Origin of the sequence: Caballeronia sp. INML1, assembly GCF_023631085.1 — a bacterium.
Lineage (GTDB): Bacteria > Pseudomonadota > Gammaproteobacteria > Burkholderiales > Burkholderiaceae > Caballeronia > Caballeronia turbans.
In genome coordinates, this window is sequence record NZ_JALQDT010000004.1 from 243,144 (window position 1) to 266,836 (window position 23,693).

Here is a 23,693-nt window from a genome sequence, read left to right on the forward strand (position 1 = left end):
CTCACGGCGCAGGAATGACGAGAAGAATGAGTAAGGCACGCCGCGGCTCGATCCGAACGCCGCCGCTTCAGCGGCCCGCGCCCGCGGCGCCGGCTTCACCCGGCTGCGCGTTCGGCGCGGCATAAGCATGCGGATCGATGCGGCGCATTTCCGCCTCGATCCAGCTTTCGACGCGCGTGTTCACTTCCTCGGGCGTGAGGCCGGCTGTATCGATCGGCTTGCCGATCGACACCGTGACTATACCCGGATATTTGATAAAGGAATTGCGTGGCCAGACGTGCCCCGCGTTGTGCGCGATGGGCACGACCGGTGCGCCGGTCACGACGGCGAAGCGCGCGCCGCCGGTCTTGTACTTGCCCTGGCTGCCGACTCGCGTGCGCGTACCTTCGGGAAACATGATGACCCACGCGCCTTCTTCCATGCGTGCGCGGCCCTGGCGCGTGACCGATGCGAACGCGTCGCGGCCCTGCTTGCGATCGATGTGCACCATCTTGAGCAGCCCGAGCGCCCAGCCGAAGAACGGTACGTAGAGCAGCTCGCGCTTGAACACGTAGCAGAGCGGCCGCGGCATCAGCGCGGGAAACGCGAGCGTCTCCCACGCGGACTGGTGCTTGGACAGCAGCACGGCCGGCCCATTCGGCAGGTTCTCCATGCCTTCGATCGTGTAGCGTATCCCGATCAGATGTCGCAACACTACGATGGTCGATTTGCACCAGCCGGCCGCCATCCAGTAGCGCTTGTCGGCGCGCATGAACGGAAACGCAATGAAGCAGGCGATCGCGTACGGCGTCGTGTACGCGATGAAGTAGAGCATCAACAGCAAAGAACGGATGAAGCGCATGGCGTCTCGGTGTTACTGGGCCGCGGAGCGGTCCTGATGCCGTGCGAGGAAGTCGAGCGCGAACGCGCGCAAGTCCTTGTGAACGACGGTGCCTTCGGGCAACTGACCTTCCTTGAGCGTCTTTTCGCCCTTGCCGGTGAGCACGAGATGCACGGGGAAGCCGAGCGCCGCGCCCGCCTGCAGATCGCGCAGCGAATCGCCGACGACGGGCGTAATTTCAGGATCGATCTCGAAGCGGTCGATGATCTGCTGCAACATGCCGGGCCTCGGCTTCCTGCAATCGCATTGATCTTCCGCCGTGTGCGGGCAGAAGAACACCGCGTCGATGCGCCCGCCGACGGCCGCGACCGCGCGATTCATCTTTTGATGCATCGCGTTCAGCGCGGCCATGTCGAAGAGACCGCGCCCGATGCCCGACTGATTCGATGCGATCGCGACGCGATAGCCCGACTGATTCAGGCGCGCAATGGCTTCGAGGCTGCCGGGAATGGCGACCCATTCGTCCGGCGACTTGATGAACGCATCGGAATCGACGTTGATGACGCCGTCTCGATCGAGGATGACCAGTTTTCGGTTCATGACCATGGCGGCGCTTCAGGCAGCGAGCTTCGAAATATCGGCGACGCAGTTCATCTGCTGATGCAATGCGTTGAGCAATGCGAGCCGATTGTTGCGCAGCGCGGGATCTTCCGCGTTCACCATCACATCGTTGAAGAACGTGTCGACGCTCTCGCGCAATGCGGCGAGCGCGCTCAACGCTTCCGTATAGTTGCGCGCGGCGAGTTGGCTCTGCACGCGCGGCGTCACCTGCTCGATCTGCGCGTAGAGATTCTTTTCCGCCGCTTCGACGAGCAACGCCTTGTTCACCGACGAAGGCGCGCCTTGCTCCGACTTCTTCAGGATGTTCGAGATGCGCTTGTTGGCCGCCGCGAGCGCCGCCGCTTCGGGCAGCGCGGCGAACTCGCGCACGGCATCGAGGCGCGCGACGATGTCGTCGAGACGCGTCGGGTTCAGGCTCAGCACCGCTTCGATATCGTTCGCTTCGAAGCCGCGTTCGCGCAACAGACCGCGCAGGCGATCGAGGAAGAACGCGTAGATGGCGTCGGTCGAATCGGCGACTTGCGGCATGCCTGCGAACTGGCGTTGCGCCACGCCGACGAGATCGCGCAGATCGATCGGCAGCTTCTTTTCCAGCAGGATGCGCAGCACGCCGAGCGCGTGACGGCGTAGCGCAAACGGATCTTTCTCGCCGGTCGGCGCGAGACCGATACCCCAGATACCGACGATCGTTTCCAGCTTGTCCGCGAGCGCGACCGCGGCGCCGACGCCGGTCGATGGCGTTTCATCGCCCGAAAAGCGCGGCTGATAGTGCTCCGAGCACGCGAGCGCGACTTCTTCCGGCTCGCCGTCGTGACGTGCGTAATACGTGCCCATCGTCCCTTGCAGCTCCGGGAACTCGCCGACCATGTCGGTCAGCAAGTCGGCCTTCGCGAGGCGCGCGGCGCGGCGGGTGAGCGCGGCATCGACGCCGACCATCGGCGCGATTTCACCTGCCAGCGCCTCGAGACGCTCGACGCGTTGCAACGTCGAACCGAGCTTGTTGTGATAGACGACGTTCGCGAGCAGCGGCACGCGATCTTCGAGACGCTTCTTCTTGTCCTGCGTGAAGAAGAACTTCGCATCGGCCAGGCGCGGGCGCACGACGCGCTCGTTGCCTTCGACGATCTCGCCGGGCGTCTTCGTATCGATGTTCGACACGATCAGGAAGCGCGAGCGCAGCTTGCCGTGCTGGTCGGTGAGCGCGAAGTACTTCTGGTTGGTCTGCATCGTGAGGATCAGACATTCCTGCGGCACCTGCAGGAACTCCTCGTCGAAGCGGCATTCGTAGACGACCGGCCATTCGACGAGCGCGTTCACTTCGTCGAGCAGCGCTTCGGGCATCACGACGCGGTCAACTCCTGCGAACGCGAGAAGTTGCGTGCGAATCGACTCGCGGCGATCCTCGAAGTTGGCGACCACATGCCCCTTGCTGCGCAGCGTGTCGGCGTAATCGTCTGCGTGCGGAATCGCGACGAAGCCTTCCGACATGAATCGATGGCCGATGGTCGTATCGCCCGAATCGACGCCAAGCGCGCTGACCGGCACGATATTGCGCCCGTGCATGGCGGTCAGGCGCTGCACCGGACGCACGAACTGCACGCTGGTGCCGTCCGGACGCTGGTAAGTCATGACCTTCGGAATCGGCAACTTGCCGAGTGTTTCATCGAGCGCGGCTTGCAGCCCGTCGGCGAGCGTCGCGCCGGGCGCGGCATAGCGCAGGAAGAACGCTTCCGCCTTGCCGTCCTGTGCGCGTTCGAGTTCGGCGAGCGGGAAGTCGGGGAAGCCGAGCGCCGCGAGCTTCTTCGCGAGCGGCGCTGTAGGGTTGCCTTCCTTGTCGAGCGCGACCGTCACCGGCAGCACTTTCTCGCGCACCTGCCTTTGCGGCGCGACATCGCGCACGTTCCGGATGAGCACGGCGAGGCGGCGCGGCGTCGCGTACTTTTCGAACGAGGGCGCGCCGTCGATCAGATCGCGTGCGGCGAGACGTTCGACGATGCCGTCGGCGAAAGCGGTGCCGAGACGCGCGAGCGCCTTCGGCGGCAGTTCCTCGGTGAGCAGCTCGACGAGCAGAGAAGCGTGTTTGGATTGCGTCATTGTTCTGTCGAGCCTCGTCAAACCTGTTCGTTGTTGCTGCGTTCGCCCGGCGGCGTGCTTTCCGGCTTGAGCGGCGGCGCCCACGCGGGGCGCTGCGCTTCCTGCTCGTCGGTGACGAGGTCGCGATCGCCTCGCACCGGGTTGCCGAGCATCGGGAAGCCGAGCGCTTCGCGCGAATCGTAGTAAGCCTGCGCGACGAGACGCGACAGCGCACGGATGCGGCCGATGTACGCCGCGCGCTCCGTGACGGAAATGGCGCCGCGCGCATCGAGCAGATTGAACGTGTGGCCCGCCTTCAGCACGAGTTCATATGCGGGCAGCGCGAGCTTTGCGTCGATCATCTTCTTCGCTTCTTCTTCGTAGCTCTTGAAGAAGGTGAAGAGCAGGTCGACGTTCGCATGCTCGAAGTTATAGGTGGACTGTTCGACTTCGTTCTGGTGATACACGTCACCGTAGGTCAGCCGGCGCAGCACGCGGCCGTTCGGACCGTCTTCTTCCCATTCGGTCCAGACGAGGTCGTACACGTTCTCGACCTTTTGCAGATACATCGCGAGACGTTCGAGGCCGTAGGTGATTTCGCCGAGCACCGGCTTGCAATCGATGCCGCCCGCCTGCTGGAAATACGTGAACTGCGTCACTTCCATGCCGTTGAGCCACACTTCCCAGCCGAGGCCCCACGCGCCGAGCGTGGGGTTCTCCCAGTCATCCTCGACGAAGCGCACGTCGTTCTGCTTCAGATCGAAGCCGAGCGCTTCGAGCGAGCCGAGGTACAGATCGAGAATGTTTTCAGGCGCGGGTTTCAGCACAACCTGATACTGATAGTAGTGCTGCAGGCGGTTCGGATTCTCGCCATAGCGGCCGTCCTTCGGGCGGCGCGACGGTTGAACGTAGGCCGCGCGCCACGGCTCGGGGCCGATCGCGCGCAGGAACGTGTGGACGTGCGAGGTGCCCGCGCCGACTTCCATGTCGATCGGCTGGAGGAGCGCGCAGCCCTTCTCGTTCCAGTAGGACTGCAGCGTCAGAATGATTTGCTGGAATGTGAGCATGATTGCCTTTTGCGGGGCGGACGCGGCGCGGCCATCGTCGGGACGACGCGACTCGGAGGCTCGGCCAAAGTGCTGAAACCGGGAATTTTAGCCGAACGGCAGGGCGGCTGCGGCTTTTTGGGAATCGACGCGCCTGCGGAAACAGACGCGCGGGCCGCGTCGCATGGCGCAACGCGGCATCGTTTCAGTCGATGTTCAGCGCGCGTCCGAACGTTTCCGGTCAGGTGCAAACGCAAACCCGAACGCGAGCAACAAGAGCGACATCGCGATCACCGTCATATTCCCGCTCGTCACATACGGCGTGCTGCCCGACGTCCCTTGCACGCGCGCTTCGAGCACGCCGGTCGTGAAGGTCGGCAGCTTCGAGACGACATCGCCGTTCGCCGCGATCACCGCCGTCATGCCGGTGTTGGTAGCGCGCAGCATCGGCCGGCCGGTTTCGATCGATCGCATGCGCGCGATCTGAAGATGCTGATCGAGCGCAATCGTATTGCCGAACCACGCGAGGTTTGTCGAGTTGACCAGAATGCCCGCAGGCGTTTCCTGCTCGCGGATCGTGCGCGCGATCTCTTCGCCGAAGATGTCCTCGTAGCAGATATCCACGGCGACCGGCTGGTTGTGCACGATGAACGCCTTCTGCGCGATCGGCCCGCGCGCAAGATCGCCGAGCGGAATGCCCATCATGCGCACGAACCAGTGAAAGCCGAGCGGCACGAATTCTCCGAAGGGCACGAGATGATGCTTGTCGTAGCGGTACACGCCGTTCACGTGCGGCGTGACGCCGAAGAGGCTGTTGGTGTAATCGGTCGCGCGGCCATCGGGGAGAATCGTGACGCCGATCGCGCCGAAGAGAATCGACGAGTTCGTGTCGTCCGCGAAGTTCCGGATCGTGACGGCGAAGTCTCGAGGAATCTGCACGGACAAGACGGGCAGCGCAGTTTCCGGCGTGACGATCAGATCGGCGGGCTTCTCGGTGATGAGCCGCTGGTAGAGCGCGAGCGATTCATCGACACCGGCTTGTTCGAACTTCATTTCCTGTTTCACATTGCCTTGCAGGAGACGCACATCGAGAGGGGCGTTGGCGGGCGTCGTCCATTCGACGAACGATAGCAGCATGCCCCCGACGATCAGCGCAATGGCAACAGCCGCGGGGATCAGCGCACGCGCGCCACGGCCCGCATGTCGCCAGTGATACAGCGTCTGCACGATCAGCGCCGCGACGAGCGCGAGCACCCAGCCGACACCGTACACGCCGACGAGCGCGCCGAAGCCCTTGAGCGGTCCGTCGACTTGCGCATAACCGCTCGCGAGCCACGGAAAGCCCGTGAACACGAGTCCACGCAGCCATTCGCCGAGCGCCCACGCGCTCGCGAACGCAAACGCGCCGTGCCATGTCGGCGCAAAGCGCGGCGAGGCGTCGATGTCGCGTGCGGTGGCCGTGTCTTCATCGCCGAAGCGCGCGCGGCCCGCGACGAACGACCAGACCGCGCTCGCCAGCGCCGGATAAATCGCGAGGTAAAGCGAAAACAGCGCGACGGCCGCTGCGGCGAGCGGCGCGGCCATCCCGCCGTAGACATGCATGCTCACGTAGAGCCACCACACGCCCGTGACGAAGTTGCCGAAGCCGAACGCCCAGCCGGTCGCGGCGGCGCTGCGCCAGTTGCCGGTGCGCGTGAGCCACGCGAAAAAGAGCGCGAAGATGACGAGCTCGATCCAGCCGCCGTGCGGCGTCGGGGCGAAGGAGAGCGTATTGATGGCGCCGAGCACGGCGGCCACGAGGTAATGCCAGAAGGGCAATGCGCGCGGCGACTCGGAGATGAGGGATGCGTCGCGTTGACGGGAGAGGAAACGAAACGATGAATCGGCCATTAATGACGGTCGAGATGAAACGTAGGCGGGCGAAGGGGTGATGGCGGGCGCCGGATTCGCTCCGGCGCCCGCGGCGCGCTTAGTCGCGCAATTCGTCTTCGTCGTCGCCTGCGTGGTGATGTTGCTGCGCGAGATTCGGCACGCGCCGCACGAGAAGAACGTGAATCTGCCGGGCGTCGCCGCGCAGGATCTCGAACGCGAAATCGTCGATGCGCACTTTCTCGCCGCGATGCGGCACGCGCCCGAAGCGATGCGTGACGAGACCGCCGATGGTATCGACCTCGTCGTCGGAGTAATCGGTGCCGAACTCCTCGTTGAACTGTTCGATGCCGGTCAGCGCGCGCACGCGATACTTGCCGTCAGGCGTCGCGATGATATTGCCGGCTTCTTCGTCGAAGTCGTATTCGTCCTCGATGTCGCCGACGATCTGCTCGAGCACGTCTTCGATCGTGATGAGACCCGCCACGCCGCCGTATTCGTCGACGACGATCGCGATGTGATTGCGGTTCACGCGAAAGTCGTGCAGCAGCACGTTCAGGCGCTTCGATTCGGGGATGAAGACGGCGGGGCGCAGCATGCCGCGCACGTCGAATTCCTCTTCCGCGTAGTAGCGCAGCAAGTCTTTCGCGAGCAGCACGCCGATGATGTTGTCCCGATTGCCCTCGTACACGGGATAGCGCGAATGCGCCTTGTCGAGCACGAACGGGATGAATTCGGCGGGCGTTTCCGCGATGTTGATGGCGTCCATCTGGGCGCGCGGAACCATGATGTCGCGCGCGCAGAGATCGGACACCTGAAAGACGCCTTCGATCATCGAGAGCGAATCGGCATCGAGCAGGTTGCGCTCGTGCGCATCCTGGAGCACTTCGAGAAGTTCGTCGCGCGATTCGGGCTCGTGCGAGATGAAATCGGTCAGCCGTTCGAGCAAAGAGCGCTTTTCCGGCGGTTTGTCGGTGTGGCGTCGACTGGGATAAGGTTCGTTCATAGCGGAGCGCCCGGGAGTTCCCGGGCGCGGGTTAGCGGAAGTTCAAGCATACACCAAGGAAAAACGGGGACTGCGTGGCGCAGTGCGCATGTCATGAGCCATGCTAGCCGATAAATATGCGAGGAGTATGTCCGGCGATGAGCGTTGTCCGAACGGACGACGCGCGGTAAAAAATCGTACGGATGCGAAAAGCACGCGCGTCATTTATTTCCTTGTTCCTGACAGCGTTTCAGGAGCGCTTCGAGGGCGCGATCCGGCATGCCGCTCTCGCGCAGCGCCTCGACGGTCCGGCTTACGTAATCCAGCGTCGTGCCATAGCGGCCGCTCGCACAGCCGAGCACGGTGCGCACGATCGGATCGGAGAGTTTGCCGGTATAGGAAGTCGCATCCCGGCGCATCACGAATGCCAGCGCCTCCACGCGCCGTCCGTCCGCGAGCGTGCAGGGCAGCCACGCGGGCCTATACGACGCCATCGCCATTTCGCGCCGCCACAATACCTGGAGATGCTCGATCGCATCGGCGCCCGCGAGCCTGAACGCCATGCCGGTGCACGAGCCGCCGCGATCCAGCGCCAGCACGAGGCCAGGCTGTTCCGGCGTGCCGCGATTCACGCGCGACCACAAATAAAGCCCGCGATGGTAGCCATGCACCTTGCCGCGCACGGCTTCGAGCGTCGGCAAGCCGGGGTTCCAGATCAGCGAGCCGTACCCGAACAGCCACAAATCCGACTTCCGGTCCCAGTGAGCGAGCGCCGCGTCGCGCGACGCGGCCAGTTCCTCGTCCGTCAGCAGCGCGGATTCGCCGAGCGCGGGCGGATAGTCCGGGCAGGGCGCGGGCGGCGGATCGGCTTCGGAAGGTGCGGCTTGCGCGGGTTCGGGCGTCTTGTCGTTCACGGCGCTTTCAACACATCGAGGACATCGGACCGGCTTCAGGTCAAAGGCACGTAAGGATCGGAAAATCCCAGAGACTGCATGATATCCGTCTCAATGGATTCCATCTCTTGCGCTTCGCTTTCGACTTCATGGTCGTAGCCCTGCGCATGGAGCGTGCCGTGGACGATCAGATGCGCGTAGTGCGCGGCGAGCGGCTTGCCCTGTTCGTCGGCTTCGCGCTCGACGACGGGGCAGCACAGAATCAGATCGCCCGCGACGGGATCGTCCTCGGATTCCGCATAGGCGAACGTGAGCACGTTCGTCGCGTAATCCTTCTGGCGATACGTGCGATTGAGCATCCGGCCTTCTTCCTCGTCGACGAAGCGCACGGTCAGCTCGGCGTCGGCGAAAAGCGAGGCCCTGATCCAGCGCGCGACCGTCGCGCGCGGCAAGATCGCCTTGTGCGACGGGTACGCTTTTGCGGCGGGGAACTGCATCGTCAATGCGAGGCGCGGCTTCATTCGGGCTTTTGCTGCGACTGCTGAGCGACGCGCGCGGCCTCGGCGAGCGCCGCATCTTTCTGCGATTGCGCGTCGTAAGCCTCGACGATGCGCGCGACGAGCGGATGCCGCACCACATCCGCCGACGTGAAGTGCGTGATCGCGATGCCGCGCACTTCCGAGAGCACGTGCTGCGCCTCGATCAGCCCGCTCTTGTGGCCGCGCGGCAGGTCGACCTGCGTGGTATCGCCGGTGACGACCGCCTTCGAGCCGAAGCCGATACGCGTGAGGAACATCTTCATCTGCTCGGGCGTAGTGTTCTGCGCCTCGTCGAGAATGATGAACGCGTGATTCAGCGTGCGCCCGCGCATGTACGCGAGCGGCGCGATCTCGATCATCTGACGTTCGAACATCTTCGCCGTCTTGTCGAAGCCGAGCAGATCGTAAAGCGCGTCATAGAGCGGACGCAGATACGGATCGACCTTCTGCGCGAGATCACCCGGCAGGAAGCCGAGCCGCTCGCCCGCCTCGACGGCCGGACGCGTCAGCACGATGCGCTTCACCTGATCGCGTTCGAGTGCATCGACCGCGCACGCGACCGCGAGATAAGTCTTGCCCGTGCCCGCCGGCCCGATGCCGAACGTCACGTCGTGCGCGATGATCTGCTTCAGATACTCGCGCTGCGCCGGCGTGCGGCCGCGCAGATCGGCCCGGCGCGTGTAGAGCTTCGGACCGTGGTCTTCGTCTTCGCCGAGGTCGATCGTCGCGCTCGGTTCATCGAACGGATGATCCGGATCGCCACGAAAACGCGGATCGATCTCGCCTTCTTCACCGTTGGCTTCGCGCGCATCCTTCGCGCGGCGCGTCGCATGGCTCGCCTCGACGAGCGCGAGTTGAATGTCGTCGACGGAAATCGGATCGCGCGCGCGGTTGTAGAAGTTCTCGAGCGCCGCGAGCGCGACTTTCGCGCCACGGCCGCGAATCGCGATCTTGTGGCCGCGACGCGAAAGCGTCACATCGAGCGCCTGCTCGATCTGCCGCAGGTTTTCGTCGAGCGGGCCGCAGAGGTTGGCGAGCCGCGCGTTGTCGTCGCGCGGCGCGGTGAATTCCAGATGCTGCGTAGGAGCGTTCTTCAAGATGAACCTGGGTTCCTTTCCTTAGTGCGTCAACTCGGGCGCCATGACCAGTTCGCCGCGCAGCGAATGCGGATACGCATGCACGATCTTCACGTCGATCATCTGGCCGATCAAACGCGCGTGCGACTCGGCCGGCGCGGGGAAATTGACGACGCGGTTGTTCTGCGTGCGCCCGGCGAGCTCGTTCGGGTCCTTGCGCGCGGGCCGCTCGACCAGAATACGCTCGACCTTGCCGACCATCGACGCGCTGATGCACTGCACGTTTTCCTCGATGGTCGCCTGCAGATGTTGCAGACGCTTTAGCTTCACTTCGCGCGGCGTGTCGTCATGCAGGTTCGCGGCCGGCGTGCCGGGGCGCGGACTGTAGATGAACGAAAAGCTCGTGTCATAGCTCATCTCGTCGACGAGGGCCATCATCTTGTTGAAATCGTCCTCGGTCTCTCCGGGGAAACCCACGATGAAGTCCGTCGATAGCGACAGATCCGGGCGAATCGCGCGGAGTTTGCGGATGACCGACTTGTACTCGAGCACGGAGTAGCCGCGCTTCATCGCCATCAGAATGCGATCCGAGCCGTGCTGCACCGGCAAATGCAGATGCGAGACGAGCTTCGGCACTTTCGCGTAAGTGTCGATGAGGCGCTGCGTGAATTCCTTCGGATGCGATGTGGTATAGCGAATGCGTTCGATGCCGGGCACATCCGCGACGTACTCGATGAGCGTCGCGAAATCCGCGATGTCGTGCGAGCCGAGCGTGAGCGCGCCGCGATAGGCGTTCACGTTCTGGCCGAGCAGCGTGACTTCGCGCACGCCCTGATCGGCGAGGCCGGCGATTTCGGTGAGCACGTCGTCGAGTGGGCGGGAGACTTCCTCGCCGCGCGTGTAGGGCACGACGCAGTAGCTGCAGTACTTGCTGCAACCTTCCATGATCGACACGAACGCGCTCGGGCCGTCGACGCGTGCGGGCGGCAGATGATCGAACTTCTCGATTTCGGGGAACGTGATGTCGACCTGCGCGCGGCCGGTGGCGCGGCGCTGATCGATCATCGCGGGCAGGCGATGCAGCGTCTGCGGGCCGAACACGAGATCGACATACGGCGCCCGCGCGACGATCGACGCGCCTTCCTGGCTCGCGACGCAACCGCCGACGCCGATCAGCAGATTCGGATTCGCCTCCTTCAGCTCGCGCACGCGGCCGAGATCGGAGAACACTTTCTCCTGGGCCTTTTCGCGCACCGAGCACGTGTTGAACAGGATGACGTCCGCGTCTTCGGGCGTGTCCGTCTTGACGAGTCCTTCCGCCGCGCCGAGCACGTCCACCATCTTGTCGGAGTCGTACTCGTTCATCTGGCAGCCGAAGGTCTTTACATAAACTTTCTTGGTCATGAATCGTCGCCGGTCGCAGTGGTTGATCTGGGGGCGCAGGTAAGAGGATTGAGGGAGTTTTCGCGGACTTCTACAGCGATCTGCCCGCTTTCTGCTGTAATTTAGCCCGATATTATAGCGCCGACGACCATTCCTGACGCGACGGGCGCCTGTTGGGCGGATACGCCAGATCGCCGAGCAGTTCGTGCGTCGTTTTCTCGAAACGCTCGACCAGAAAATCCAGCAGCACGCGCACGCGCGGCGCCATGTAGCGGTTCGCGTGGAAGAGGGCGTGAACGGCCGCCTCGTGCGTGCACCAGTCGGGCAACACCATCTTCAGCGTGCCGGCGCGCACGTCGGCGGCGATATCCCAGATCGATTTATGCGCGATGCCGTGGCCCGCGAGCGCCCACGCGCGGGTCATCGCGCCGTCGTTGGTTTCCCACGCGTCCGCGAGCGGAATCGTGTACGCGTAGCGCTCGTCGCCGCGCACGAAAGCGAGTTCGTTGAGCGGCCCGCCTGCCGTGACCACGACGACGAAATCGTGACCCACCAACTCCGCGGGCGTTGTGGGCTCGCCCTTGCGCGCGAGATAGTCGGGCGATGCGCACAGCACGCGTCGATTCGGCGCGAGCGCGCGGGCGGCCAGTCCGCTGTCCGGCGGCGCGCCGAAGCGAATCGCGAGATCGATCTCCTCCTGCAGCAGATTCGACACGGAGTCCGACAGCGTCAGCGCGAATCTCACGTCCGGATGCAGCGCGCTGAATTCGTCGATCCAGCCCCGCAGCATCGAGCGGCCGAAATTCGACGTCGCTGAAATGCGCACCTTGCCGCGCACGACGTTCTGGCCGGCTTGCAGCGCGGCTTCGGCGTCGTCGATTGCGTGCAGCGCGATCCGGCAGTGCTGCAGATACATGCGGCCTTCGTCGGTGACACGCAGCTGGCGCGTCGTGCGCTCGAAAAGCCGCGTGTGCAGCGCTTTTTCCAGCTTGATGAGCCGCGCGCTCGCTGCGGCCGGTGATAGTCCGATCTTGCGCCCCGCCGCCGACAGGCTGCCGGCCGCCGCCGCTTCAACGAAAAGGCGCATGTCCCCGAGTCGATCCATCGTCATTTTCAAATCCGGTTTGATAATGATTCAAAGCGTAGACCCATTCTCAAAGCAATGCATACCTCGCACAATGCCGGCTAGCGTTAACCCTTGAGGAGCATCCACGTCATGCAACTCGACCACGTCACCCTCGTCGCACCCGACTGCGATGCGTTCATGCGCTTTTTCGTCGATATCGCCGGTATGCGCGTCGGGCCGCGGCCGCCGTTCGGCGTCGGCGGTTACTGGCTCTATCTCGGCGCGCGGCCGGCGGTGCATCTGATTGCCTCGGGTGCCGCGGATTCGCGTCCCGCCGAGCGGCCAGGCGCGACGCGCATCGACCATCTGGCGCTGCGCATCGACGACAAGGCCGAGTGGCGTGCTTTGCTCGAACGTCTCGATTGCCACGGCTATGCCCACCAGCTCGCCGAAGTGCCGCTCGCCCGCGAGCTTCAGCTCTTCGTGCGGCTGGCGCCAGGTGTCGTCGTCGAATTCGTGACCGCTCAATTCTGATTCGGAGCCACCATGCCTCTCCCGCTTCTCGCGCTGGCGATCAGCGCTTTCGCCATCGGCACGACGGAGTTCGTCATCATGGGCCTGCTGCCCAACGTCGCGCACGATCTTTCCGTGTCGATTCCATCAGCGGGCCTGCTCGTCACCGGCTACGCGCTCGGCGTCGCGGTCGGTGCGCCACTGCTCGCCGTGCTGACGAGCAAGCTGCCGCGCAAGCTTGCGCTGCAAGGGCTGATGCTCGTGTTTATCGTCGGCAACGTGCTGTGCGCGGTCGCGCCGGGCTATGGACTCTTGATGGCCGCGCGCGTCGTCACGTCGTTCGCACACGGCTCGTTCTTCGGCATCGGCGCGGTCGTGGCCGCGTCGCTCGTGCCGGCGGACAAGCGCGCGAGCGCCATCGCGCTGATGTTCACTGGCCTCACGCTCGCGAACGTGCTGGGCGTGCCGTTTGGGACGTTCATCGGCCAGGAACTGGGCTGGCGCGCGACGTTCTGGATCGTCGCGGGGCTTGGCGTGCTCTCCGCACTCGGCGTGACCGCGCTCGTGCCGAATCGCCACGATGCCGCGCCGAGCGGACTCGCACGCGAAGTGCGCGTGCTGCGCGACGGCCAGGTCTGGCTCGCGCTCACGATGACCGTGCTCGGTTTCGGCGGCGTGTTCGTCGTGTTCACCTATATCGCGCCGATTCTCGAACAGGTCGGCGGTTTCTCGCCGCGCGCCGTCACACTGATCCTGGTGTTGTTAGGCCTCGGTCTCACCATCGGCAATACGATCGGCGGCAAGCTCGCCGACCGCGCGCTGATGCCCTCGCTGATGGGCATTCTGTTCGCGCTCGCGATCGTCATGGCCGTGTTTGCAAAGACGAGCCACAGTCAGATCGGCGCGATCGTCACGATTTTCGTGTGGGGTATCGCGGCGTTCGCGACGGTGCCGCCGCTGCAGGCGCGCGTTGTCGAGAAGGCGAAGGATGCGCCGAATCTTGCATCGACGCTCAATATCGGCGCGTTCAACGTCGGCAATGCGGGCGGCGCGTGGCTCGGCGGCGCGGTGCTGACGCACGGTCACGGACCCGATGCGCTGCCGTGGGCCGCCGCGGCGGTCGCGCTCGCAGCCCTCGCGGTGACATGGTTCGCGGCGCGGCTGGACGCGCCGCGCGTTACATCCGAAGTAAAAGCAGCCGACGCTTGCTGAACGCTTATGATGTTGGCTCAACGTAATTCGAGCCAACATGATCGATCATCTCATCTGCGATTGCGACGGCGTGCTCGTCGATAGCGAAGTCATCGCGGATCGCGTGATGCTGGACGTCCTGACCGAGACGTTTCCCGGCATCGACTTCAAACCGGCCGTCAAGACGGCTTTCGGGCAGCAGACCTCGCGCTTCCTGACGCATCTGGAGACGAACTTCGGCATCGTGATGCCGCCGGATTTCGTCAACACGATCGAGGCGCGCGTCGCGGTGGAACTCGCGCGCTCGGTCGGACCGATTGCCGGCGTGCGCGCCGCGCTGGAAGGTTGCGGCTTGCCGGTCGCGGTTGTGTCGAACAGCCGTCTCGAGCGCGTGCGTGCCTCGGTGCGACGCGCGGGTCTGGACGAAGTCGTGGGCGCGCGCGTATTCAGTGCGCAGCAGGTCGAGCGGCCGAAGCCTTATCCCGATGTCTACCTGCTCGCGGCGCGCACGCTCGATGTCGCGCCCGAGCGCTGCCTCGTCGTGGAAGACAGCGTCGCCGGACTCACGGCGGCGCGCGCGGCGGGCATGAAGACCATCGCGTTCGTCGGCGCGAGCCATATTCCGTCGGGCTACGCGCAGGTGCTGCGCGAAACCGGCATCACACGGATCATGGAGCACATGGACGAACTCCCCGCGCTGGTTGCCGCGGGCGTGCGAGGGGATTTCGGCGACGTGCTGTCCTGAGCGTCTTGCGACTCAGGCCGTTTCTTCGACGGTCTCACGCGCCGCTGCGAGCGCCGTGCGGAATTCGACGAGTTCCGCGATGGTCAGCATCGGCAGACGGTGTTCCTGTGCGAAGCGCGCCACTTGTTCGCCGCGCGTCATCGTGCCGTCCGGGTTCATCAGTTCACACAGCACGCCTGCGGGCTTGAGTCCCGCGAGAATCGCCAGATCGACGGTGCCCTCCGTGTGGCCGCGCCGCGCGAGCACACCGCCCGGCATCGCGCGCAGCGGGAAGACGTGGCCCGGCCGGACGATATCGCCCGGCTTCGCATGATCGGCGATGGCCGCGCGGATCGTCGTCACGCGATCCGCCGCCGATACGCCCGTGGTCACGCCTTCGCGCGCTTCGATCGACACCGTGAACGCGGTGCCGTAGCGGCTGCCATTGGCTGGGGCCATCGGCGCAAGCTCGAGCGCGCGCACTTTATCGTCGGGCAGGCAAAGGCACACGATGCCGCTGCACTCACGGATCAGAAGGGCCATGGTGGCGTCGGTGAGTTTCTCGGCGGCGACGATCAGATCGGCCTCGTTCTCGCGATCGTCATCGTCCTGCAGGACGACCGGGCGGCCTTCGCGCATGGCGTCGAGCGCAGCGGCAATGCGCGGCGGAACGTCGAAGGAAGCGAGTTGGGGAAGGTCGGCAAAGGCGTCGTCGGCGATGACGGCGGGTGCGGCGAACGAAAGGCTGGTAGCTTGGGTCTGGGACATGTGAAACGCTCTCGCGAGAAAATTAAGCGAAAAACGTTTCAGGGCATTGCAAACAGACAGAACGACACCCCGCGGCGACACGCCCGAAGGCGCGGCGTCGTCCGATTCGGCGCGACGCAAGGATCGCCAAGGGGAACGGACATGACCATCTGCACATCTTCTCTCATCCGGACTGTGACCGTCGGCTCTGGCGTTTCACCAGATCTGCTGACCCCGCGCACGTTGCCGGCGCGGGCGCTCGCGGGCTCGTGGTCTGGCCACGAGGCCTCGCCACTTACCGCCGGTGGGGAATTGCACCCCGCCCTGAAGACGTACTGAATACCGCCGAGCCAAAAGCTCGACAGGTTTTTTAGGATACAGCACGCCGCCGGTTTTTGCACCGCCGCATGGCGCCGCGTTCCGGAAAATGACATCGGCGGATCGGTACAGCTAGCTGTCGGCCCATGCCTTCGCCGCATTGACCGCGCGTTGCCATCCGGCGAGACAGGACGCGATCTCCGGTTGCGGCATCGACGGACTGAACCGGCGCTCCAGTTGCCATTGCGCCTTGAGTTCATCGACATCCTTCCAATAGCCGACCGCGAGCCCCGCGAGATAAGCCGCGCCGAGCGCCGTGGTTTCAGCGATGCGCGGCCGCGCGACATCGACGCCGAGGATGTCGGCCTGAAACTGCATCAGCAGATTGTTCGCGCAGGCGCCGCCATCGACGCGCAATTCGCCGATGCGCATGCCCGAGTCCGCTTCCATTGCTTTGAGCACGTCGAGGGATTGATACGCGATCGAATCGAGCGCCGCGCGCGCGATATGACTCGATGTCGTGCCGCGTGTGACGCCGAAGAGCGTGCCGCGTGCGCGCGCGTCCCAGTGCGGCGCGCCGAGCCCGGCGAACGCGGGGACGAGATAGACGCCATCGCTATGCGGCACGCCGCGCGCGAGCGTCTCGACTTCGCTTGCCTGGCGAATGAGGCCGAGCCCGTCGCGCAGCCATTGCACCACCGCGCCCGCGATGAAGATGCTGCCTTCAAGCGCGTAATTGACCTGATCGCCGATCTGCCAGGCGATTGTCGTGACGAGGTTATTGCGCGACTCGATCGGCTTGTCGCCTGTGTTCATGACGAGAAAGCAGCCGGTGCCGTACGTATTCTTCACCATGCCGGGATCCGTGCACATCTGTCCGAAGAGCGCGGCGTGCTGGTCGCCGGCAAGCGAGGCGAGCGGGACGTCCGCGGCGAACACCGTGCCTTGCGTGGTGGCATACACCTCGGACGATGTGCGCACTTCGGGCAGCATGTTGCGCGGTATGCCGAGCGCGTCGAGCAACTCGTCGTCCCAGCGTCGCTCGTGGATGTCGAAGAGCATGGTGCGCGATGCGTTCGTGATGTCCGTGACATGCAGGCCGTGCCGCGTGAAATTCCAGACGAGCCAGCTATCGACCGTGCCGAAGGCGAGCCGTCCTTGTTTCGCCTTGTCGCGGGCGCCCTCGACATTGTCGAGAATCCACCGGATTTTCGTCGCGGAGAAATACGCGTCGATGGGCAGGCCGGTCTTACTGCGCACCATGGCTTCGAGGCCGCGCGCCTTGAGCTCGTCGCAGAAGCCGGCCGTGCGACGGTCTTGCCAGACGATTGCGTTGTAGATCGGCTTGCCCGTCTCGCGGTCCCAGACGATCGTGGTCTCGCGCTGATTCGTAATGCCGACCGCCGCAATCGATGAGGCGCTTGCGCCGGCGCGCGTGACGGCTTCTGCGGCGACGCTGGCCTGCGTCGACCAGATCTCCTGCGGATCGTGCTCCACCCAGCCCGCTTCCGGATAAATCTGCTGGAATTCCTTCTGCGCCACGGACACGACGTTGCCGTTTCTGTCGAACAGCATGGCGCGCGAACTGGTCGTGCCCTGGTCGAGCGCGAGAATGTACTGATCCTGCATGGTCTTCTCCGATTAGAGCTGACATCGACGCGTCGAGCCGTGACGCGATGTCCTTCTGCGCAATCTATCGGAGCGAGGCGCCGCGGACAACCTGGCCAAACGGCATAAGCCGCGTGACATGTCGCGCTCGAACGTCGATCGGCCTATGCCATTCGGCCGAGTGGCGCGGCAGTTCCGTTCGTCCGATACTGGCGTCACGAAATCGATCGAAGGTGAGCGCGATGCGAGTGCTGTGTGTTTCAGGCGTTTTGAGTGCGGCGTTGCTGGCGGGCTGCGTGGGAACACCCAATCTGGACGGAACGATGGGCGCGCCCTCGTTCAATGCGCTGCAGGGCATGTGCGGGACGTCGTCTCCGGTCGATTACGGGGCGGACGCGCAATCGGTTTATTCGGCCTTCTACGACGCCTATGTGGCCGAGCGGCGAGGCGGGCTGACGAGGGAGCGTTTTTGCGCTTTCCAGACGGCGATCGCGGAGCGTTATCGCATGTACCGGTCGAATCCCAGCCCTGAGGCGCAGAGCGCATGGGCGAGCTTCTTCCTGGATCAGCGAGCACAGGCACTGAGCTGGCGCGCCGCAGTCGACCCGACACTGCGTGCCGGCTGAATGATTTGATACGAGGGAGAGGCGGAGAGGGACGCGGCCGCGGGCCGCGCCCCGAGTCCTGCTACGCGTGCTACGAGTAACGCTTGAAAGCTTTGACGGTGGAATCGCCGGTGGCGGTGAGGCGCCATTGCTGGCGTCCTGATGCGAGATTTTCGAGTTGGACCAACTGACGTTCGAGCAGAGCGTCGAGTTCCTGGCGTTCCATGTCGACCTGATTGGGCGCTTCCTGTACCAGTAGCAGCGTGGCAAATTCGTGCGGACTCAGCATTGTGTGTTCTCCATGACGACCGAACGGCATAAGCAGCCGGCTTTGTAAGCCGGATCTTTTTGCTTCGAAACGTTGTACGGGGAAACTGAAAAACCGCCGGGCAAACGCGTGGAGTTTTGTATTGCGGATGCCGGGAATTGGGATTGTAGGCAAGCGTCTGACAAGTGCCAAATTCGCGTTGAAAATTTTGGCTTTGACTTTTTTTACTCGAGGAAGCGGTCCATCGCTTACGGGAATTCGGAGATTCGACTTGAAGTGCGTGCGGCGGCGCACACAAACACGAGGGCGCCCAAGTACGCGCAAACGGGCGGACGTGCACGACGTATTCATGCAGATTAATCATTAATTTATACGATAAATGAATTTGTTTTGGATTAAGTGGACAATGCAATATCCCCCTTTTCCCGCTGGCCTACAGAATTGCCCGGCATGCTGCCTCCTCGTATTTCGGACTTCATTCAATGACTCGCTTCAACTGGCAAAACCCCTATCCCACGCCGCGCCTGCCGGTGTTCGCCCGTAACATCGTTTCGACGTCCCATCCGTTGGCCGCGCAAGCTGGCCTGCGCATGCTGTGGAAGGGCGGCAATGCCGTCGACGCAGCGATCGCAGCGGCGGCCGCCATCACCGTGGTCGAACCGGTGTCGTGCGGCCTGGGCGGCGACGCTTTCGCACTCGTATGGGACGGCGAGAAGTTGCACGGCCTCAACGCGTCGGGCGTGTCGCCGGCGGCTTGGAACGTCGACTATTTCCGCCGCAAGTACGGCGAGGAGAACGGACTCGCACGGCAGCCCAAGCGCGGCTGGGACGCGGTCACCGTGCCGGGCGTCATTGCCGGATGGGAGGCGCTGCATACGAAGTTCGGCTCGCTGCCCTTCGCGGACCTGATGGAACCCGCCATCGAGATCGCCGAACGCGGTCATGCGGTGGCGAGCATCGTCGCTTACAAGTGGGCGGCGGCGGTGCCCGAGCTCAAGGATCAGCCGGGCTTCGCGAATGTGTTCATGCCGCACGGCCGCGCGCCTGATGTGAGCGAGCTCGTGCGCTTTCCCGGCCACGCTAAAACGCTGCGCATGCTCGCGCAGCATGGTCCGCGCGCGTTTTACGAAGGCGAGATCGCCGAGCGCATTGCCGCGTTCGCGCGCGAGGGCGGCGCAGCGCTGACCATGAACGACTTGCGCGGCTATCGCGCCGACTGGGTCGAGCCGATCAGCAAGGACTATCGCGGCTACACGGTGCACGAGATCCCGCCGAACGGTCAAGGCATTGCGGCGCTGATTGCGCTCGGTATTCTGGACAAATTCGATGTGAGCGCCCTGAGCGTCGATCGCATCGAGTCGCAACATCTGCAAATCGAGGCGATGAAGCTCGCCTTCGCCGACGTTTATCGCTACGTCGCCGATCCTCGCTCGATGGAGGTGACGCCCGAGCAGATGCTCGACGACGCGTACCTGGCGGAACGCGCGAAGCTCATCGATCCGTCGAAGGCGACGCAGTTCGACTTCGGCATGCCGAAGGCGGGCGGGACCATCTACATGTCGGTCGCCGACGAGCGCGGCATGATGGTGAGCTTCATCCAGTCGAACTACATGGGCTTCGGCTCGGGCGTGGTCGTGCCTGACACGGGCATCGCGCTGCAGAATCGTGGCTGTGGCTTCTCGATGGATCCGAAGTCCGCAAACGTGGTCGAAGGCGGCAAACGCCCGTTCCACACGATCATTCCGGCGTTCCTCACGCAGGAAATCGATGGCAACCGCCAAGCCGTCATGAGCTTCGGCGTGATGGGCGGTGACATGCAGCCACAAGGTCATCTGCAATCGATCGTGCGGATGCTCGACTACGGCCAGCAGCCGCAAGCGGCGTGCGACGCGCCCCGCTGGAAGGTGAATCGCGATTTCACCATCGATATCGAAGCCACGCTCGATCTCGAAACCGCGCGTGCGCTCGAAGGCCTCGGCCATACGATCAAGTCCGTCGACGATCCGTATATGGACTTCGGCTCGGGCCAATACATCTGGAAGCTCGACCCCAACGATCCCGAGCGTGGATATGTCGCGGCGAGTGACAGCCGGCGCGACGGGCTCGCAGCAGGCTTCTAAAGCCACTTTCGGAGACCGGCCACGCGGCGGTCTCCGTTTCCAAAAAATGCGCAACGATCGCTGAGTTTCGGTAGCGAGCGGGATGTGCACGCTTGTTCCAGCCGCATCCGGCACGAAACCAGGATCAGGGAAGGGGAGGAGAATTCATGAACGAACGAATATATGGAGCGCCCGATGCTCCGAGTGCGGCGGCCACGAACGCCGAAACGCTGGCCCCGAAAGCAGCGCCATCGAAGGCGATGATCCGCCGCATCGTGTTCTCGTCGTCGATCGGCAACGCACTCGAGTGGTTCGACTTTCTCGTCTACGGCTATTTCGCAACGGTCATCGCGAAGGCGTTCTTTCCGTCGAACGACGAATGGCTCTCGACGATGCTGGCCATCGGCACGTTCGGCATTTCGTTCCTGATGCGGCCACTGGGCGCGATCGTGCTCGGTATCTACGGCGACCGCAAAGGGCGCAAAGCCGCGCTCACGCTCGCCATTCTGCTGATGATGATCGGCACGCTCACCATGGCCGTGATGCCTTCGTATCAGCACATCGGCATCGCGGCGCCGCTGCTGATCCTGCTCGCGCGCCTTGTTCAAGGTTTCGCGGTCGGCGGCGAGTTCGGCAGCGCGACCGCGTTCATGGTCGAGCACAGCGAAGCGCGGCGTGGCTATTACGCGAGCTGGCAGTTCGCGAGCCAAGGGCTCGCCGCGATCATGGCTGCGGCGTTCGGCTCGGTTCTGAGCGCCTGGCTGCCGCCAGCGCAACTCGAAAGCTGGGGCTGGCGCATCCCGTTCGTCTTCGGTCTACTTGTCGGGCCGGTCGGCTATTACATCCGTTCGCACCTGGACGAAACGCCGGAGTTTCTCGCGACGCGTGCCAGCGCGAAGGCAAGCGACCCCGGCATCTCGTTCGCGAATCAATGGCTGAACCTGCTGCTTGCCGTGGGCATCGTGGCGCAATCGACTGTCGGCGTCTATGTCTTGCAACTCTATATGCCGATGTACGCGGTCAAGCAGTTGCATCTTCCGGCGACGGCATCGTTCGCCGTCGTGGTGCTCAATGGCGGACTTCAGTTCATTTTTTCCCCGTTGATGGGCGCGCTCTCCGATCGGCTCGGGCGCATCCGCATCATGCTCGGCACCTCGATCTTCATGGGCGTAACGATTTATCCGATGTTTGCGTGGCTTCAGGCGCATCCGACGGTCGCGTCGCTCGTCGTGCTGCAATCGGCGGCGGGCATTCTGAAGGCGGCATACTCCGGTCCGATGCCGGCGCTTATGTCCGAGATCTTTCCGACGCGGGTGCGCTCAACAGGCCTGTCGATCGGCTATGCGCTCGGTGTCACGCTGTTCGGCGGTTTCGCGCCGACGATCGTCGAAGCGTTCATTCACGTCACCGGCGACAAACTCGCGCCGAGTTACTACGTGTTGCTGGCCGCCGCGCTGTCCGGGGTTTCGCTGGCTATCGTCGCCTGGCGCATGCGTGTGGCACGTCTTGCTGCGTAAGAACCGCACACTAATACCTCGAACGCGTAAGAATCGGCGGCCTCGGCCGCCTTTTTTCATTTCCAGCACACAGCACTCAAATATCGGCGCGTTTCATGCTCGCGCACCGGCTGCCGCTCGCCTGACGTTGTAAGAGATCGGCACGCACGGAACCGGCGCGCCGCACGTGAGTCTGTCCCCATGTCTGCAAACTCGTTGCAGGGCGGCTAAGATGAAAAAGCAGCCGCTAACACTTGAATTTAAGGACGCCAGGATCGAACCGTTCACGGCGTCGCCTGAACGTCGGCCGTCTCTCGTTGGCCGATGGCGCGTTCGGTCCAGCCTGGGAGCGCGATATATGCATACAGACAGTACACACGTGATGCCTTGGCGCATCGAAGATATCGATCTCACGCGGATCGATCGCCAGAAGGCGGCATCCAACGAGCATCTTCTTTTGTTGTTGTGTGCCTGCTCGTTCATCGAGAGCGGCACCGATCTTTATACGAGCAACCTCAGCAAGTATTTTCATGACGACCCCGAGATATCGGCGTGGCTGAATAACGAGTGGGAGCCCGAAGAGATGCAGCACGGCCGGGCGCTCAAGAGATACATCAATCATGTGTGGCCCGAGTTCGACTGGGACACCGCGTTCAGGAATTTCTTCGATGAATATTCGCTGACGTGCTCTTACGAGGAGTTCGAGAAGAAGCGCGCGCTCGAAATGGTGGCGCGCTGTGTCGTCGAGACGGGGACGGCCACGCTCTACCGCGCGATCAACGATTGTTCGGATGAACCGGTGCTGAAGGAGATCACCGACAATATCCGTACGGACGAAGTGCGGCACTATAAGCACTTCTTTCACTTCTTCAAGAAGTGGAACAAGATCGAAGGCAATGGCCGCATCGCCGTGCTCGGCGCTCTTGTGCGGCGCGTGATCGAATTGAAGAGCGAAGATTCGGAAATCGCGTTGCGGCACGTGTTCGCCATTCGTTACCCGGAGCGTGCGCAGGATGCCGAGTACAACCGCGAACTGTCCGCGCGCGTGAATGCGCTCGTGCGGCGCAATCTGTCCGCGGATCAGGCCATCAAGATGCTGCTCAAGCCGCTCGACTTGCCCGCGCGCATTCAGCCGGGCGTGCACTATCCGCTCTCGAAGATGACGCAGTTGTTCTTCCGTTAATCTTTCTCGACGATGCCGGTTCAAAGCCGGCATTTTTCTATGTCCGATCACGACACGCCGCAGCCATCGCTGTCATCGCACACCGTTTTCGACGAGTGGCCGCCCGAGTTGCGCGCGCTTTTCGACGGCACGCTCGCCGACGCCGATGCTGGTTTTACCGCATCGCTATGCGCTGCCGATCGCGCCCATCGCGTGCGAACGGCGCTGCTCGGCGCCGGCGAACTGCTTGCGCCCGATGCGCGCACACTCGCCTTCGCACTATGGCCGTCGTCACGGACTGCGCAGGCGGTCACCGCGACCGGACGCGCGACTCTCGCCTTCGTATTCGACGACGCGTTCTATCAGGTGCATCTGGACGCGCGCCGCGTGCCGCTCGACGATGTGCCGCTGGCGTGCTTCGTCGGGACTATTGAGAGCGGTGAAATACAGCGGGTGGGATATGCGCGACTCACGAATGGAATCGTCTTCGAATTGACTGACGCGCAACCGGCGCTCGCACGCTGGCGCGAGCAACTCGAATGGCTGAAGCGGGCGGCGAGCGCCGCCGCCTGAAACCTCGACGCGACGCAT

General features: G+C 63.7%; 22 protein-coding genes and 1 riboswitch. Of the genes, 8 read left to right on the plus strand and 14 right to left on the minus strand.

Annotation, left to right across the window (positions count from 1 at the left end; translation table 11 throughout):
* Window positions 1-67 precede the first annotated feature (67 nt).
* The 11 genes from NCR38_RS02150 to NCR38_RS02200 form a co-directional block, all read right to left on the minus strand.
* Entirely contained in the window at window positions 68-841 is a 774-nt protein-coding gene (locus NCR38_RS02150; protein WP_061117758.1) for a 1-acyl-sn-glycerol-3-phosphate acyltransferase, read from the minus strand.
* 12 nt (window positions 842-853) lie between these two features.
* Window positions 854-1,426 (minus strand): D-glycero-beta-D-manno-heptose 1,7-bisphosphate 7-phosphatase, encoded by a 573-nt coding sequence (gene gmhB, locus NCR38_RS02155; protein WP_061117757.1) that lies wholly within the window; start codon window positions 1,424-1,426, stop codon window positions 854-856.
* A 9-nt stretch (window positions 1,427-1,435) separates the two neighbouring features.
* Complete coding sequence (gene glyS, locus NCR38_RS02160) at window positions 1,436-3,535, minus strand: glycine--tRNA ligase subunit beta (RefSeq protein WP_250476319.1); 2,100 nt, start codon at window positions 3,533-3,535, stop codon at window positions 1,436-1,438.
* Between the two features lie 17 nt (window positions 3,536-3,552).
* Window positions 3,553-4,581: a glycine--tRNA ligase subunit alpha gene (gene glyQ, locus NCR38_RS02165; RefSeq protein ID WP_086960944.1), complete on the minus strand. Its 1,029-nt coding sequence runs from the start codon at window positions 4,579-4,581 to the stop codon at window positions 3,553-3,555.
* Between the two features lie 195 nt (window positions 4,582-4,776).
* Complete coding sequence (gene lnt, locus NCR38_RS02170; RefSeq protein ID WP_250476320.1) at window positions 4,777-6,450, minus strand: apolipoprotein N-acyltransferase; 1,674 nt, start codon at window positions 6,448-6,450, stop codon at window positions 4,777-4,779.
* A 79-nt stretch (window positions 6,451-6,529) separates the two neighbouring features.
* Window positions 6,530-7,435 carry an HlyC/CorC family transporter gene (locus NCR38_RS02175; protein WP_061117754.1) on the minus strand — a complete coding sequence of 302 codons (906 nt, stop codon included), beginning with the start codon at window positions 7,433-7,435 and terminating at the stop codon, window positions 6,530-6,532.
* A gap of 200 nt (window positions 7,436-7,635) precedes the next feature.
* Window positions 7,636-8,328, minus strand: coding sequence for a gamma-glutamylcyclotransferase (locus tag NCR38_RS02180; RefSeq protein ID WP_061117753.1), 693 nt, complete (start codon window positions 8,326-8,328; stop codon window positions 7,636-7,638).
* Between the two features lie 35 nt (window positions 8,329-8,363).
* Window positions 8,364-8,828 carry an rRNA maturation RNase YbeY gene (ybeY, locus tag NCR38_RS02185; protein WP_250476321.1) on the minus strand — a complete coding sequence of 155 codons (465 nt, stop codon included), beginning with the start codon at window positions 8,826-8,828 and terminating at the stop codon, window positions 8,364-8,366.
* A complete protein-coding gene (locus tag NCR38_RS02190; RefSeq protein WP_061117751.1) occupies window positions 8,825-9,943 on the minus strand; it encodes a PhoH family protein in 1,119 nt (372 codons plus the stop codon). Before NCR38_RS02190 ends, ybeY begins: the two co-directional genes overlap by 4 nt.
* 21 nt (window positions 9,944-9,964) lie before the next feature.
* Entirely contained in the window at window positions 9,965-11,326 is a 1,362-nt protein-coding gene (gene miaB / locus NCR38_RS02195) for a tRNA (N6-isopentenyl adenosine(37)-C2)-methylthiotransferase MiaB (protein WP_250476322.1), read from the minus strand.
* 112 nt (window positions 11,327-11,438) lie between these two features.
* Entirely contained in the window at window positions 11,439-12,410 is a 972-nt protein-coding gene (locus tag NCR38_RS02200; protein WP_250476353.1) for a LysR family transcriptional regulator, read from the minus strand.
* Window positions 12,411-12,521: 111 nt separating this feature from the next.
* Between NCR38_RS02200 and NCR38_RS02205 the strand changes: the two genes are divergently transcribed.
* From NCR38_RS02205 to NCR38_RS02215, 3 genes are read left to right on the plus strand one after another with little or no spacing between them, the layout of a single operon-like run.
* Window positions 12,522-12,905 carry a VOC family protein gene (locus NCR38_RS02205; protein ID WP_061117749.1) on the plus strand — a complete coding sequence of 128 codons (384 nt, stop codon included), beginning with the start codon at window positions 12,522-12,524 and terminating at the stop codon, window positions 12,903-12,905.
* Between the two features lie 12 nt (window positions 12,906-12,917).
* Window positions 12,918-14,096: an MFS transporter gene (locus NCR38_RS02210; RefSeq protein ID WP_250476323.1), complete on the plus strand. Its 1,179-nt coding sequence runs from the start codon at window positions 12,918-12,920 to the stop codon at window positions 14,094-14,096.
* A 37-nt stretch (window positions 14,097-14,133) separates the two neighbouring features.
* Window positions 14,134-14,820 (plus strand): HAD family phosphatase, encoded by a 687-nt coding sequence (locus tag NCR38_RS02215; RefSeq protein WP_061117747.1) that lies wholly within the window; start codon window positions 14,134-14,136, stop codon window positions 14,818-14,820.
* 12 nt (window positions 14,821-14,832) lie between these two features.
* On the opposite strand, the gene ribB is transcribed toward NCR38_RS02215, so the two are convergent.
* Both ribB and glpK read right to left on the minus strand, forming a co-directional pair.
* On the minus strand, window positions 14,833-15,567 hold the full coding sequence (gene ribB, locus NCR38_RS02220; RefSeq protein WP_061117746.1) for a 3,4-dihydroxy-2-butanone-4-phosphate synthase: 735 nt from the start codon (window positions 15,565-15,567) through the stop codon (window positions 14,833-14,835).
* 151 nt (window positions 15,568-15,718) lie between these two features.
* A riboswitch (FMN riboswitch) is annotated at window positions 15,719-15,882 on the minus strand.
* A gap of 114 nt (window positions 15,883-15,996) precedes the next feature.
* Window positions 15,997-17,493, minus strand: a complete 1,497-nt coding sequence (gene glpK, locus NCR38_RS02225) for a glycerol kinase GlpK (protein ID WP_250476324.1) — start codon at window positions 17,491-17,493, stop codon at window positions 15,997-15,999.
* Window positions 17,494-17,714: 221 nt separating this feature from the next.
* On the opposite strand from glpK, the gene NCR38_RS02230 reads away from it, so the two are divergent.
* Window positions 17,715-18,098 carry a hypothetical protein gene (locus NCR38_RS02230; protein ID WP_250476354.1) on the plus strand — a complete coding sequence of 128 codons (384 nt, stop codon included), beginning with the start codon at window positions 17,715-17,717 and terminating at the stop codon, window positions 18,096-18,098.
* A gap of 70 nt (window positions 18,099-18,168) precedes the next feature.
* On the opposite strand, the gene NCR38_RS02235 is transcribed toward NCR38_RS02230, so the two are convergent.
* Window positions 18,169-18,366 (minus strand): hypothetical protein, encoded by a 198-nt coding sequence (locus NCR38_RS02235; protein WP_035497782.1) that lies wholly within the window; start codon window positions 18,364-18,366, stop codon window positions 18,169-18,171.
* A gap of 461 nt (window positions 18,367-18,827) precedes the next feature.
* On the opposite strand from NCR38_RS02235, the gene ggt reads away from it, so the two are divergent.
* The 4 genes from ggt (at window position 18,828) to NCR38_RS02255 (ending at window position 23,675) form a co-directional block, all read left to right on the plus strand.
* Entirely contained in the window at window positions 18,828-20,465 is a 1,638-nt protein-coding gene (ggt, locus tag NCR38_RS02240) for a gamma-glutamyltransferase (protein WP_061117743.1), read from the plus strand.
* 146 nt (window positions 20,466-20,611) lie between these two features.
* Window positions 20,612-21,961 (plus strand): MFS transporter, encoded by a 1,350-nt coding sequence (locus NCR38_RS02245; protein ID WP_061117742.1) that lies wholly within the window; start codon window positions 20,612-20,614, stop codon window positions 21,959-21,961.
* Window positions 21,962-22,298: 337 nt separating this feature from the next.
* On the plus strand, window positions 22,299-23,123 hold the full coding sequence (locus tag NCR38_RS02250; protein ID WP_061117741.1) for a ferritin-like domain-containing protein: 825 nt from the start codon (window positions 22,299-22,301) through the stop codon (window positions 23,121-23,123).
* Between the two features lie 39 nt (window positions 23,124-23,162).
* The gene (locus NCR38_RS02255) at window positions 23,163-23,675 is read left to right on the plus strand and encodes a hypothetical protein (RefSeq protein ID WP_061117740.1); all 513 of its coding nucleotides are present in this window, start codon (window positions 23,163-23,165) and stop codon (window positions 23,673-23,675) included.
* Window positions 23,676-23,693 lie beyond the last annotated feature (18 nt).